The following is a 12,929-nucleotide window of genomic DNA, read 5'->3' on the forward strand; positions in this document are numbered from 1 at the left end:
GCGCCCACTGTCCTCGCCTCCTGCCTCCGACCCCGCCCCACCGACCGACCCCGACGCTGACCATGGGGCAGACACTGCCACTGCCCGCAATCCCGCCCGCCTGGACGCGCCCGTTCATGCCGGACTACGCCGGCGCCGCGCCGGTCGCGCTGGCGGCGCGGTCGTGGAGCGGCGTCGGCGTCTATGTCAAGGGCGTGCGCTTCTTCGCGCCGTTCTGCACCGACATCACCCATGATTGCGCACGGCTGAGCATCGTGCTCGACCTCTCCGGCGGCCAACCCGACGCGCGGGACAGCATCGCGCGGCCGACGCCAATCGCCTTCGACACCATCCACCAGATGAACTACGCGCCGGCGCGCTCGGCGGTCTGGGCAGCGTCCAACGACACCGAGTATTTTCGCGTCATCTCGTTCACCTTCGACCATGAGACGATCGCCTCGCTGATCGACGACGACATCTGCGTCGACCGCTTCCTCGCGCCGCGGCTGATGTTCTTCGATCCGGTGATCCTGCAACTCGCGCGGCTGTTCGAGCTGGAATGCCTGTCGGACGCAACCACCGACACGCTGCAGGGCGATACCCTGGCGCTGGCACTGCTGCAGCGCTTCGCCGGCACGCCCGACAGGGCGCCACGCCGCGGCGGCCTGAGCCCGCGGCAACTGGCGCAGACCGTCGATTATCTGATGACGCACATGACCGAGAGTGTCTCGGTGATCGAGCTGGCTCAGCTCAACCGCCTGTCGCGGCCCTATTTTATCCGCGCGTTCCGCGACTCCACGGGCACGACGCCCCATCAGTGGCTGGTGCGCGCGCGCCTGCGCCGGGCACGTGCATTGCTGCACGATGCACGGCTGTCGATCGCGGCTATCGCACAAGCAGTCGGCTTCGCCGACCACGCCCACTTCACCCGGATCTTCAAGCGCGTGACCGGCATCACGCCAGCCGCGTGGCGGCGGCAGACGGGCCAGTAGAAGTCTCTTCGCGCGACACGAAAAAAGCCCGGCACATGCGTGCCGGGCTCAAGTCGGATGTCAGATGGAGAATACGGCGCGATCAGTACTTCGCGACGATCGGACCACCCCAGTTGAAGTGGTAGTTGATGCCGCCCTTGATGGTGTGGATCTGCTGGTTGCCCGAGCTGATGCCACCGAGGTTGGCGAAGTAGGTCTGGCTGCCGAAGTCCATGTACTGGTACTCGACCTTGGCCGACCAGCTCGGCAGGAACATGTACTCGAGGCCGCCGCCGATGGTCCAACCGGAGTGCAGCTTGCTGTCCGAGAAGTTCACGCCGGCGACGTTCACCGAGAAGCGGTTGTCGGCCCAGGCGTAACCGCCCTTGACGTACAGCAGCGCCGAGTCGAACGCGTAGCCGACGCGGCCGGTCACGGTGCCGAACGCGCGGATCTTGTCCTCAGCGGTCACGAGGCCGATCACGCCGGCCGACTGACGGATGCTGGCGCCAGCGGCGTCGACTTCGATGCCCCACACGAACGGGCTGCCCGGGGTCTGGAAGTTGTAGCCGACGGTACCGCCGCCGAAGCCGCCCTTCAGGTCGAGGTTGTTGTTGCTGCTGCCGCTCCAGCCGTAGCCGCCGAAGCCGCCGACGTAGAAGCCGGACCAGTTGGTGATCGGAGCAATCGGAGCGACCGGAGCCTTGGTGTAGGCGCGAGCCGGCAGGTCAGCGGCCGAGGCGGACGACGCGAGCGCGACAATGGCGGCGCTGGCAAGCAGAAACTTCTTCATTTGCGTGTATTCCCGGAAAAAGAAACGTCAATGGCGGTCTATCACCACGTCCGGTTCCCGCTGGCAATCATTGCGATCGTTATCCCGGCGAATTGGAACCCGCGTGTGACATTTACGCAACAAACTTGGCGTGTTTAAGCCATTGGCAAGATTAACGCTTTTCGAAATACCGGTTCGCCGGGGCTCTACTGCCACACGCGGACCCAGTCGACGTCGGCGATTTGGGAATCGCCGGCAAGACTCTGCGACGACAGTATCGGCGTCATGGCCTGGGTGTTGCAGACCGAAAACGAGTGCGAATAGGTCGCGACCTGAACATCGTCGAGGAACCAGGTCACCACCCCCTCCTGCCACAGCACCCCGAAGGTGTGCCAGTTGCCGTCGATGGGATCAGCGGTCACCGTATTGAGGTGCGCTGGATTGATGGTGTCCGTCGGGGTGCCGCTGCCGATCTGCACCCAGGAATGAATGGTGGTGTTGAGCAGGCCGTGGCCGAACATTTCGGCGACGTCGATCTCGCACCACGCCTTGTTGCCGCTGGCGTCGGTGACCTGGTTCTCGATCGCCGGCTTCGACAGCAGCCAGAACGCGCCCCAGGAATTCTTCACGTCGCCACCCGGCCCGGCCGAGAAGCGCATGCGCGCCTCGAAATAGCCGAACACATAGTTCGGGCCATAAGGATCGCTGTTGATGGGGTGATTGACCAGATGAGTCCCCGGCGTCGTGCCGGGCGTGGTAATACGCACGATATCGGTGCTTGACAGCATCGCGGCGCTGCCGACCGGCGGCGGAAAGAACCAGAAGTTGCCCCACCACAGCCGCGTGGTCGCCGCGCCGGTGTAGGTGTCGGCCGTGAACTCGTCGCTGAACGCCAGGGTGGAGAAGCCGGCGGCGGAGGCCTGGGCCGGCGCGGTCGGCGCCTGCGGGCGAGCGGGAACGATGAGGCCGACAAGCGCGGCGGCACATGTCAGCGCCGCGACAGCGGCCAGGATACGGCTGGAACGGGGGTGGCCCGCATGACGCAATGGCATGGTCGGCCTTCGATGGTCTGAAAATCGGTTGGTCTCAAATTACATGGCTCCGGCGTCGGCCGGCCTGCAATGGATCAACGCGCGCGCCCCGCGGCCCTGCCGCCGCCGTTCGCAGCTGGCCGCGATACCGGCCGGCCATTATCATGACAGTTCCCCACGCCATGCGCCACGGGATACCGTTCCCGATCGCACTCGCACGCACCTGCCGCGGTGCCATGCGGCCGAAAACCCGCCCACCGCGCCCCCGGTCCGATTGCCCGCGCATCCGACCGGCCCTATATCCGGACGATGCAGATCCGCTTCGACAACAGCTATGCCGCCCTGCCCGACCGCTTCTATGCCCGCGTCGCGCCGACGCCGGTGGCGGAGCCGCGGCTGATCAAGCTCAATGTCGCCCTCGCCGATGAACTCAACCTCGATGCCGCATGGCTGGCCTCGTCCGCGGGGATCGCCATGCTCGCCGGCACCAGCCTGCCGGGCGGCGCCGACCCGATCGCCACCGCCTATGCCGGCCACCAGTTCGGGCAGTTCGTGCCGCAGCTCGGCGATGGCCGCGCCATTCTGCTCGGCGAGGTGATCGACCGTCACGGCCGCCGTCGCGACCTCCAGCTCAAGGGCGCCGGCCCCACCCCGTTCTCGCGCCGCGGCGACGGCCGCGCCGCGCTCGGCCCGGTGCTGCGGGAGTATCTGGTCAGCGAGGCAATGGCTGCGCTTGGCGTCCCGACCACGCGGGCGCTCGCGGCAGTGCTGAGCGGCGACCGCGTGCAGCGCGAGACCCTCTTGCCCGGCGCCGTGCTGACCCGCGTCGCGGCGAGCCACATCCGCATCGGCACCTTCCAGTTCTTCGCCGCGCGCGACGACCGTGACGCCATCCGCCGGCTCGTCGACCATGTCATCGCGCGGCATTATCCGGCCATCGCCGGCGATGCGCATCCGGCCCGCGCGCTGCTGGCGCAGGTGATCGCCCGTCAGGCCGATCTCGTCGCACGCTGGATGCTGATCGGCTTCATCCATGGCGTGATGAACACCGACAACATGTCGATCGCCGGCGAGACCATCGACTACGGCCCGTGCGCATTCATGGACGCCTACGACCCCGCCACGGTGTTCTCGTCGATCGACCAGAACGGCCGCTACGCCTACGCCAACCAGCCCCGCATCGCGCTGTGGAACCTGACCCGCCTCGCCGAATGCCTGCTGTCGCTGTTCGATGACAATCAGGACACCGCCATCGAAATCGCCAAGGACATCCTCGCCGGCTTCTCGCCGGCGTTCGACACCGCCTACACGCAGGGCATGCGCGCCAAGTTCGGCCTCGCCGGCTATGACGGCGACGACGAACTGATCGGCGACTTCCTGCAACTGATGGCGCAGCACGAGATGGACTTCACACTGACGTTCCGCCGGCTCAGCACTGCCGCCGATGGCGACGCATCGGAGTTGCGCGCCATGGTCGCCGAGCCCGCCGCGCTCGACGACTGGCTGGCGCGCTGGCGGGCGCAGCGCGGCCCGCAGGCGCCGGACGCTGCGGCGTTGCGCGCCATCAATCCGGCCTTCATCCCGCGCAACCACCGCATCGAGGCGGTGATCGCTGCGGCAACGCGCGGCGACTACGGCCCGTTCGAGACTCTCGCCACCGTGCTGGCACGCCCCTATGACGACCAGCCGGCCTTCGCCGGCTACGCCGAGCCGCCGCAGCCGGACGAGCGTGTGCTGCAGACCTTCTGTGGGACATGACGGGCTCCGGCATCCGGGGTTCCGCAAAGCGGGACCCTGGTAATTTTCATTAACTTCGATTCATTGAATTTCCCCGCGAGGCGCCAGGTTTCGGCACGATGCCGAAAGTCCGCCCGAATTGATCGCAACGCTTTTCATCCGGGATGGACGACCTCACGGTCGGCCGGGACACGTGCCTCCGGCGCGAGACCGACGATGGGGACGAGCGATGATGATCCGATCTGACATCTTCACGCCTGCTTTCTTCACGACCGGCAAGTTCACGGCCGCGTGGTTTGCGATCGCGTTCCTCACCGGTCTCGGCGTCATGGTCGGTATGACGACCGACCCGAGCCAGGGAACACCGCGCCCGCCGGCCAAGCCCGACCAGCTCGCCATGGTGGCGCGCACCGCCACTCCTCCGGTCCCTGTCCCGGCTCCGGACAGCAACGCGCTGAGCAAGACGGATCGCCTCGACATCGCCGAGCGCGCCACTGACGCGCAGCCGGCGCCGGCCCCCGCTGCCGCACCGGCCACCACAGGCGGCGTCGCCGCCGCGAACGCGCCTGTCCCGCCCCCGGCGCGACCAGGCCAAGCCGCCGTCGCGGCGCGCTGGGACAATGCCAATGCCCGCGCGGTCGAGGGCAAGCCCGCCGCCGCGCCTGCGGTCCACAAGCCGGTCACGGCCGCCACACACACCCCGACACATCCGAAGCCCGCGCCGCTCGCCGCACACCCGCCGGCCCCGCCGAAGCCGACCATTGTCGCGGCCCGTCAGGAACTGCGGCCGCCGGCCGATGTCCGTCATGCGCCGCCGTCGCCGCACCGTGTCGCCGCCAAACCGGCCCCGCAGCGGACCGTCGCCAGCAACCGCTCGTGCCAGCCGTCCGGCAATCCATTCACCGGACTGCTGCAATCGCTCAACCTGATGCAGCCCTGCGAAGGCTAGGTCACAGACCTCCGCGCCGCCGGCTAGCCGGCGGTCGCGTGATCGCTACGGCCGGATTCCCATGAACGCGTCGATCATTGCCGGATCGCGCAGCGCCGACGGCGCCACCTCGCGCACGATCGCGCCCTTCTGCAGCATCAGCACCCGGCCTGCGACCGAGGCGATGAAGTCGAGATCCTGCTCGACCACGACAATGCCAAGGCCGCCGGCGGCGAGACGCAGCAGATGGCCTTCCATCTCCTCGACGATGGACGGCTGGATGCCTTCGGTCGGCTCGTCGAGCAGCAGCAGATCGGGCTTGCCGCACAGCGCGCGGGCCAGCGCCAGGACCTGCTGCTGGCCGCCGCTCAGCGCCCCTCCCTTGCGCTCGAGCAATTCCTCGAGCATCGGAAAGTCCCGCACCGCGACCGCAACGGCCGGTTGCGGAGGCAGCCCGGCAACGCGCGCTGCCAACAACAGGTTTTCGCGTACCGTGAGCTTGCCAAAGATCTCGCGCCCCTGCGGCACGTAGCCGATGCGCTGACGCACGCGCCGGTGCACCGGCTGCATGGTGACATCATCGCCGGCGACGGTGATGCGCCCGCCGGTCACCGGTACAAGGCCGACAACCGTTTTCAGTAGCGTCGTCTTGCCCATGCCGTTGTGGCCGAGGATGCCGACGATCTCGCCCGCCTCGACCGCAAAGGTCACGCCGAGCAGCACCGGCACGCGGCCATAGCCCGCCCGCAGATCGGCCACGTCGAGCACCGGATCAGTCATGGTGTCCGCCGGCCTTTCGTCCGAGATAGACCTCGCGCACGCGCGGGTCGCGCAGCATCATCTCCATGGAGCCTTCCGCGAGCACCTGGCCGCGATGAAACACCGTGACCTTCTCGGCGATGCGGCCGACAAAGTGCATGTCGTGCTCGACGACCACCACGGTGCGACGGCCGCGCAGCCGGCCGATCAGCGCGATGGTCTTTTCAACCTCGCCATGGGTCATTCCCGCCGCCGGCTCGTCGAGCAGAACGAGTTTCGGATCGGACGTCAGGACCATGCCGAGCTCCACCCACTGGCGCTGGCCGTGAGACAGCAGTTCGACCTCCGTCCCCGCCTCCGCTTCCAGATCGATCTCCGCCAGCATCGCCTCCGCCGCGGCGGCGGCCCGTCGCCGCCCCAGCGAGCGGTGCGCGGCGAGCGTGAGGCTTTCGCGCACGGTGAGGCCATTGAACAGCGAGGGTACCTGCATCTTGATGCCGACCCCGAGGCGCGCGATCTCGAACGGCGCAATCCGCGTGCTGTCCCGCCCCATCAGCGAGATCGAGCCGCTGGTCGGCCGCAGTTGCCCGGTCAGCATCTTGAAGAAGGTGCTCTTGCCGGCGCCATTGGCGCCGATCAGGCAGCGGACCTCGCCCTCCGCGAGCTGAAAATCCACGCCCGCGACGGCGGCGACGCCACCGAACCGGCGCCAGAGCTGACGCGCTTCCAGAATCATCGCGTCCCCCGCTTCGGCTCACGCCGCAGCAGCCGTCGGCAGGCGGCATCGAGCGCCGGAACGACGCCCTGCGGCAACAACAGCACCGCGGCGATGAAGATGATGCCGAGCACGATGTTGGGATCCGTCAGCTTGGCCTGGCCGAGCCAGGTCGTGACCGCCTGCAGAATGATGCACCCGACCACCGGCCCGATCAGCGTACCGAGCCCGCCGAACATCACCCAGATGATGGCCTGCGCCGCGAAGCCGACCGAAAACGAATCCGGCCCGACGAACGATCCCCACGCCGCGAACAGCGCCCCCGCGAGGCCCGCGACGCCAGCGCCGATGCAGAACATGCCGAGCTTGTACATGCGCACGTCGTAGCCGAGCAGTTCGGCCCGCGCCTCGCTCTCGCGCACGCCGATGCAGATCCGCCCGAACGGCGACGCCAGCAGCAGACGCAGCCCGAGATAGACTGCCAGCAGGACCGCTCCGGAGAGATAGTACATGCCATGGAAGCCGAATGCTGCGTCGGGCGCGAACGGCCAGTTCACCGGCGGCACCGACGGAATGCCGTTGTAGCCGCCGAGCGGCGCGTTGCCGATGGTGAAGGACTGTCCCGAGGTGCTGTTGACCAGGCTGTAGAAGATCAGCGACACGGTCAGCGAAATCACCCCGAAGTAGACATCCGTCACCCGGCCGAAGAACGCGAAGTAACCGATCAGCGCGGCGAGCAGAACCGGCACGATGATCGCGGCCACGAGCGCCGGCGTGCTGTCGGCGAAATTGATCGCGGTGATCGCATAGGCGTAGGCGCCGAGACCGAAGAACACCGACTGGCCAAGGCTGAGGATGCCGGCGAAGCCCCACACCAGCGCGAGGCTGAGCGCGAAGATCGCCATGATCGCGAACACGGTCAGGTTGAACAGCGTGTAGGTTTCGACGAGCAGCGGAATCCCGCACAGCAGGACGAGGCCGATGAGCGCCCCGGCAGCGAGCTTACGCACCATCACACGCCGCCCCGAAAGAAGCGCCCGGTGATCCCGGACGGCAGGATGCGCAGCAGGACGACAGCCGTGGCGAGCAGCGCCACCTGTCCGACCACCGGCGTCGAGACGATCGTGGTCAACTCGCTGACCGTGCCAAGCAAGCTCGCCGCCAGCGCCGAGCCGGCGAGCGGCAGCGGGCCGCCGGAAATCACCGTAATGAACGCCTTGCCGATATAGATCGTGCCGGACACCGGCATTACGCCGGCGACCGGGGCGAACACCGCGCCGGCGATTCCGGACAGGGCGGCGCCGAGGGCAAAGGTCAGCGCATAGACCCGTGGCACATGGGTGCCGAGCGCCCCGGCCATCGCCGCATTCTCCATGGTGCCGCGCGCCACCAGACCGAAGCTGGTCCAGCGCAACAGTGCGTAGAGCCCCACCATCACCACCGCTGCAACGGCAATGACGAAGAAGGTGTAGCCGCCCTCGCGATAGGATCCGATCGCAATCGAGCCGAACGGCTGGCTGACGCCGCGCTGATCGTAGCCCAGCGTCACCGACGCGATCCCGATCAGCAGCAGGCTGAGGCCCCAGGTGGCGAGAATGGTATCCACGGTGCGCCCGTACAGGCGGCGGATGATCAGCCGCTCCACTACCGCCCCGAGGATCACGCATACCAGCGGCGCGACCACGAACATCGCGAGCCAGATATTGACCCCGGTGCGCACCGCCAGAATGAAGGCGAAGCCGCCGACCATCAGGAATTCGCCATGGGCGAAATTGATGACGCCCATCATGCCGAAGATGACGGCAAGCCCTGCGGTCATGAGGAACAGGCTGGCGACCGCGTACAGCACGTGGATCGCCGTGATGAGGGTCAGCTCCATCGCCGCGCGCTCAGCTCTTCGGACCGAACTGCTGGTTGGTGCCGGGCGTCTTCACGAGATCGCAGCGCTCGTCGTCGATGACAGGGGCGACCTGCTGCCAGCTCTGCTGCACGACGAAGGCGCCGTCCTTGACCTCGGCGAGATACATGTCGAGCAGGCAGTGGTTGGTCTTCGCATCGAGCCGCACCTTGCCGCTCGGACCATCGATCGCAGCACCGCCGGCGAGCGCCTTGAGGATGGCGTCGCGATCGGTCGACTGCGCCGTCCTGACCGCTTCGGCCCACAGCAGCATGCCCTGATAGTCGGCCGGCGCCAGCGTGCCGATGAACGCATCCGACGGAAACTTCGCTTTCCAGCGCGCCTGGAACGCACGATTCGCTGGTGTATCGACCTCGTCGAACAGGTTCTTGCAGGCGATGATGCCTTCGGTCACGTCCCTGGGAAGGCGCAGATTCTCGCCGGCGTCGCCGAAGGTGTGGCCGGCGAGACGGATGGTCTTGTTCAGTCCCGCCGCGGCCCACTGGCCATAGAACGCCTCATGTGCCGGGCCCACGAACACTCCGTAGACCACGTCGGCCCTGGCCTGCTGGATCTTGCTGATGATGGCGCCGAAATTGTTGACGTCGAGCGGAACGAAATCGGCGCCGACGACCTGCCCACCATTGGCGGCGGCGATCTGCTCCGCCCACTTGGCCGAGTAATGACCGAAGTTGTAATCGGCGGCGACCGTATAGATCCGGCGCCCGGCCTTCTGGATCACATAGGGGATCATCTTGGCGAGCAACTGCGGCGGCGTCGGCCCGGTGACGATGGTGTTGCGATCGCAGACACCGCCCTCGTAGATCATGTCGTAGAAGTACGGAATTTTGGCACGGCCGAAGATCGGCCGGACCACCTCCCGGGCCGCGCTGGTGATAGCGCCGTGCACGGCGACGACGCGGTCCTTGAGCGCGAGCTGCTGGCCGAACTGCGCATACAGCTTGTTGTCCGACTGGGTGTCGTAATGCACGAGCTCGACGGACCGGCCGAGCAGACCGCCGCGTCCGTTGATCTCGTCGACCGCGAGCTGCAGCGCATGAAGCTTGGGCTGGCCGAACACCTGGAACGGCCCCGACAGGTCCATCAGGCAGCCGACCTTGATGCTGTCGGCAGCATACCCTGTGCGCATCGGCAGGACCTGCGCAAAGCCGGCGGCAGCGGCCCCGGTCGTCACCGTCTTCAATACGTCGCGTCTGCTGATCATGATCCCTCCCCCTGCGCGCGAAAGGCGCTTGCTGTTGCTTCGGAACGGCGACGGTTCGCCCCGTCCGTTGTCTCTACGATCCGAGCCGCAGATCCGGCGGCGGCAGCCGCCCGAGTTCGGCCTCGGCGGCGAGACCCAGTCCCAGCAGATCGACATCGCCACCGGCAAGGCCGTCGAACTCAAGGCCGACGGGCAACCCTGCGGCGGTCACCCCCGCCGCGAGGCTCAGTCCGGGCACGCCAAGCGCACATGTGAAGCGCGTCTGACGGATCAGGCTCTCGAGCTTGCTGACGGGCTTGCCGCCGACCTCGACCTCGTCCTCGAAGGTATCGCCGGCGGCGCTGATCAGCGGCGCGACCAGCGGCTCGGTCGGAAACGCGATCGCCGAGAGACCGTGCGCGCGAAACATCGCGCTGTAGGCCGCGCCGATCCGGGCGCGCCCGGCACCGCGGGCGGTAGCCACCTCCGCGCCGGTCAACGAGGCCTCACGCGCGAGGTGGAACAGGCGGCGGGTGTCCTTGCTGGCGATGGCATCGATCACCACGGTGGCGTCGAGATCGATGGCATGGCGCCGGAAATAGGCGGCGAGGTCCTCGCGCATGCCGGCATTGATCAGCGTCCAGAATGTCGCGTCCGTGTCCGGCAGATACGAGCTGACATCGACATCGACCAATGTCGCACCGGCCTCCTGCAGGCGGGTGAGTGCCGCCCGCGTCACCCGTTCGACCTCCGTATCGAGGCCCTCCCAATAGTGCTGCCGCGGGATGCCGATGCGCACATCCGCAAGACGGGCCGGCGTCGGCGATGGCGCGCCGGCGATCGCGGAGTGCATCAGCGCGAGATCCGCGACGCTGCGCGCCATCGGGCCGACGGTATCGAGATCGGCGGCCAGCGGCACCACGCCGTCGAGCGCATAGCGCGTGCCGCCCACCGAGGTCGGCCGCAGCGCCACCGTGCCGCAGAAGGCCGAGGGAATGCGCACCGATCCCGCGGTATCGGTGCCCAGTCCCAGCGGCGCCATGCGGGCAGCGATCGCCGCCGCCGTGCCGCCGCTCGATCCACCGGCAACGCGGGCGCGGTCATAGGGATTGCCGACGGCGCCGAACGTCGGATTGGACGAGGTGCCGCCGCCAGCGAGCTCATGCATGTTCGCCTTGGCGAACACATAGGCCCCCCGACGCTGCAGCGCAGCGACCACCGGCGCGTCGCATCCGGGATTGTGACCTTTCAGCGCAGCCGTCGAGGCCGAGGTGGGAAAACCCTCCGTATCGATGTTGTCCTTGACCACCACGGGAATGCCGGCGAGGTCTCGCGGGACATCGCCACGGCTGCGGGCGCGATCGGCGTCGCGCGCGGCTTCCAGCACCCGCGCATCGTCGCGATAAGTGAAGGCATTGAGATCCTGATTGGCGCGGCAGACCGTCAGCAGCGCGGATGCGTAGGCCTCAGCCGTCAGGCTGCCATCGCGAAAGTGCGCAACCGCTTCTGTTGCCGTCAATTCAGCGATGGCGACGGCATCGTGCTGGCCCCGCTCGGACATGGTCATACGTTTCCTCACCCAGGTGTTGCCAGCCGCCACGCGGCGCATGCTCACCGTTTCTGATTGCAGGTAGCCTGGCCGTGCGTGTGGCAGCGCAGCCGATCCTGCCGGCTGCGCACTGACGCGCCCGTGCGGACTGCACCGACGATATCGCTCGACTGTAGCGGCAGATGCCGCGGACCGGCCTGCCTCGGCGTGCCAGACCATGGACTCGGCTTGCCAGAACTGAGTACCGCGGGTAGCCTTTGCGTGCCTCGCGAGAACGCGCAGAGCGCCCGTTTCACGGTACAGCACTGGAGTGATGTCGGATGCATGGCGCGGACCTTGCCGCGGTGAAGCCGAGCGACAGCTTCGAGCTCTGGCACGAAGCGACCTGCCGGAATTACTCGACCACCGATTGCAAGCTGACCAGCGACGCGCATTTCGGCGCGCGTATCGAAGTCAAGTCGTTCGGCCCGCTGCTGGTCAGCGACATGGTGTGCTCCACCGTGCCCGACGAGCCGCTCCATGTCAGCCGGCATGGCGCGCACATCCGCAAGGATGCGCGCGACGACATCATGCTGTGGCTGACGCTGGAAGGCTCCGCGACCATTGCGCAGGACGGGCGCGCCGCGCAGATGCGCCCGGGCGATCTCGTCCTGCACGACCAGACCCAGCCCTTCGAACTCGAATTCCGCGAGAACCACTGCGCGATCATGGTGACCATCCCGCGGCCGCTGCTGATCTCGCGCATGCCGACGGCGCGGCGATGCGTGGCGCGTCGCATCGCGGCGGGAACGCCGGTCGGCGCGCTCGCCGCCTCGATGATCGGACAGATCAGCCGGATGGCCGCGACGACCGATCCGGACGTCGCGCTGCGGATCGGCGCGTCGGCGCTCGACATTCTGGCCACCACCATCGAAGCCGAGTTGAAGGACACATCGACGCCGATACCACACAGGGCCCGGCAACTCGAGCAGGTCAAGCGCTACCTGATGGCCCATCTCGACGACGCCGATCTCGATATCGCGCGCATCGCCAGCAGCCAGAGCATGGCGCCGCGAACGCTCAACCGCCTGTTCGCGGCCGAAGGCACCACGCCGATCCGCTGGCTGTGGCAACAGCGACTGGCCGCGAGCTACAAGGCGCTGGCGGAGGGGCACATCACCCAGGTGATCGACGCCGCGCTCAGCTTCGGCTTCAGCGATCCCTCGCATTTCAGCCGCGCCTTCAAGGCCGCGTTCGGACAGACGCCGCACGCGGTGGCGCGGGATCCGTCGCGCACCATCGCGCCAGGGAAAAGCGCAGGCGATAAGGCTTCGGGCCGCAGACGCTCGAACTGAAGCATCGGAACACCGGGCCTGCTCCGGACGGCGTCGTATCCCGGGCCGCTGAC

12 protein-coding genes are annotated in these 12,929 nt (G+C 67.5%); 4 read left to right on the forward strand and 8 right to left on the reverse strand.

Translation table 11 applies throughout. The annotated features are described in order from the left end of the window. Window positions 1–116 precede the first annotated feature (116 nt). Complete coding sequence (locus JQ639_RS07060) at window positions 117–971, forward strand: helix-turn-helix domain-containing protein (protein ID WP_211965327.1); 855 nt, start codon at window positions 117–119, stop codon at window positions 969–971. Window positions 972–1,053: 82 nt separating this feature from the next. Here JQ639_RS07060 and JQ639_RS07065 read toward each other — a convergent pair whose 3' ends face one another. Then, on the reverse strand, window positions 1,054–1,743 hold the full coding sequence (locus JQ639_RS07065) for an outer membrane protein (RefSeq protein ID WP_211965329.1): 690 nt from the start codon (window positions 1,741–1,743) through the stop codon (window positions 1,054–1,056). Between the two features lie 185 nt (window positions 1,744–1,928). After that, window positions 1,929–2,774, reverse strand: a complete 846-nt coding sequence (locus JQ639_RS07070; protein ID WP_211965331.1) for a glycoside hydrolase family 16 protein — start codon at window positions 2,772–2,774, stop codon at window positions 1,929–1,931. Between the two features lie 288 nt (window positions 2,775–3,062). Between JQ639_RS07070 and JQ639_RS07075 the strand changes: the two genes are divergently transcribed. Together JQ639_RS07075 and JQ639_RS07080 are read left to right on the forward strand one after the other, a co-directional pair. After that, the gene (locus JQ639_RS07075) at window positions 3,063–4,511 is read left to right on the forward strand and encodes a protein adenylyltransferase SelO (protein ID WP_211965333.1); all 1,449 of its coding nucleotides are present in this window, start codon (window positions 3,063–3,065) and stop codon (window positions 4,509–4,511) included. 211 nt (window positions 4,512–4,722) lie between these two features. Continuing rightward, complete coding sequence (locus tag JQ639_RS07080; RefSeq protein WP_211965335.1) at window positions 4,723–5,439, forward strand: hypothetical protein; 717 nt, start codon at window positions 4,723–4,725, stop codon at window positions 5,437–5,439. Between the two features lie 45 nt (window positions 5,440–5,484). Here the strand turns inward: JQ639_RS07080 and JQ639_RS07085 are convergent, their stop codons facing one another. The 6 genes from JQ639_RS07085 to JQ639_RS07110 form a co-directional block, all read right to left on the reverse strand. After that, window positions 5,485–6,198, reverse strand: coding sequence for an ABC transporter ATP-binding protein (locus tag JQ639_RS07085; protein ID WP_211965337.1), 714 nt, complete (start codon window positions 6,196–6,198; stop codon window positions 5,485–5,487). Further along, complete coding sequence (locus JQ639_RS07090) at window positions 6,191–6,913, reverse strand: ATP-binding cassette domain-containing protein (RefSeq protein ID WP_211965339.1); 723 nt, start codon at window positions 6,911–6,913, stop codon at window positions 6,191–6,193. The genes JQ639_RS07085 and JQ639_RS07090 overlap by 8 nt, the downstream gene beginning before the upstream one ends. Beyond that, the gene (locus JQ639_RS07095; protein WP_211965341.1) at window positions 6,910–7,905 is read right to left on the reverse strand and encodes a branched-chain amino acid ABC transporter permease; all 996 of its coding nucleotides are present in this window, start codon (window positions 7,903–7,905) and stop codon (window positions 6,910–6,912) included. The genes JQ639_RS07090 and JQ639_RS07095 overlap by 4 nt, the downstream gene beginning before the upstream one ends. Then, a complete protein-coding gene (locus tag JQ639_RS07100; protein WP_211965343.1) occupies window positions 7,905–8,771 on the reverse strand; it encodes an ABC transporter permease subunit in 867 nt (288 codons plus the stop codon). The genes JQ639_RS07095 and JQ639_RS07100 overlap by 1 nt, the downstream gene beginning before the upstream one ends. Window positions 8,772–8,781: 10 nt before the next feature. Further along, complete coding sequence (locus JQ639_RS07105; protein WP_211966503.1) at window positions 8,782–10,014, reverse strand: ABC transporter substrate-binding protein; 1,233 nt, start codon at window positions 10,012–10,014, stop codon at window positions 8,782–8,784. A 73-nt stretch (window positions 10,015–10,087) separates the two neighbouring features. Further along, window positions 10,088–11,554 carry an amidase family protein gene (locus JQ639_RS07110; protein WP_211965345.1) on the reverse strand — a complete coding sequence of 489 codons (1,467 nt, stop codon included), beginning with the start codon at window positions 11,552–11,554 and terminating at the stop codon, window positions 10,088–10,090. A gap of 308 nt (window positions 11,555–11,862) precedes the next feature. Between JQ639_RS07110 and JQ639_RS07115 the strand changes: the two genes are divergently transcribed. Then, window positions 11,863–12,876: an AraC-like ligand-binding domain-containing protein gene (locus tag JQ639_RS07115; RefSeq protein WP_211965347.1), complete on the forward strand. Its 1,014-nt coding sequence runs from the start codon at window positions 11,863–11,865 to the stop codon at window positions 12,874–12,876. The last annotated feature ends 53 nt before the right edge of the window (window positions 12,877–12,929 follow it).

This window comes from Bradyrhizobium sp. U87765 SZCCT0048 (assembly GCF_018131225.1).
In the GTDB taxonomy this organism is placed as follows: Bacteria; Pseudomonadota; Alphaproteobacteria; order Rhizobiales; family Xanthobacteraceae; genus Bradyrhizobium_A.

What these genes read in the sequence shown, in the direction of transcription:
- JQ639_RS07110 (WP_211965345.1), bottom strand. Translation starts at nt 11,554, where the DNA reads ATGTCCGAGCGGGGCCAGCACGATGCCGTCGCCATCGCTGAATTGACG.
- JQ639_RS07090 (WP_211965339.1), bottom strand. Translation starts at nt 6,913, where the DNA reads ATGATTCTGGAAGCGCGTCAGCTCTGGCGCCGGTTCGGTGGCGTCGCC.
- JQ639_RS07100 (WP_211965343.1), bottom strand. Translation starts at nt 8,771, where the DNA reads ATGGAGCTGACCCTCATCACGGCGATCCACGTGCTGTACGCGGTCGCC.
- JQ639_RS07105 (WP_211966503.1), bottom strand. Translation starts at nt 10,014, where the DNA reads ATGATCAGCAGACGCGACGTATTGAAGACGGTGACGACCGGGGCCGCT.
- JQ639_RS07065 (WP_211965329.1), bottom strand. Translation starts at nt 1,743, where the DNA reads ATGAAGAAGTTTCTGCTTGCCAGCGCCGCCATTGTCGCGCTCGCGTCG.
- JQ639_RS07115 (WP_211965347.1), top strand. Translation starts at nt 11,863, where the DNA reads ATGCATGGCGCGGACCTTGCCGCGGTGAAGCCGAGCGACAGCTTCGAG.
- JQ639_RS07085 (WP_211965337.1), bottom strand. Translation starts at nt 6,198, where the DNA reads ATGACTGATCCGGTGCTCGACGTGGCCGATCTGCGGGCGGGCTATGGC.
- JQ639_RS07095 (WP_211965341.1), bottom strand. Translation starts at nt 7,905, where the DNA reads ATGGTGCGTAAGCTCGCTGCCGGGGCGCTCATCGGCCTCGTCCTGCTG.
- JQ639_RS07070 (WP_211965331.1), bottom strand. Translation starts at nt 2,774, where the DNA reads ATGCCATTGCGTCATGCGGGCCACCCCCGTTCCAGCCGTATCCTGGCC.
- JQ639_RS07075 (WP_211965333.1), top strand. Translation starts at nt 3,063, where the DNA reads ATGCAGATCCGCTTCGACAACAGCTATGCCGCCCTGCCCGACCGCTTC.
- JQ639_RS07060 (WP_211965327.1), top strand. Translation starts at nt 117, where the DNA reads ATGCCGGACTACGCCGGCGCCGCGCCGGTCGCGCTGGCGGCGCGGTCG.
- JQ639_RS07080 (WP_211965335.1), top strand. Translation starts at nt 4,723, where the DNA reads ATGATCCGATCTGACATCTTCACGCCTGCTTTCTTCACGACCGGCAAG.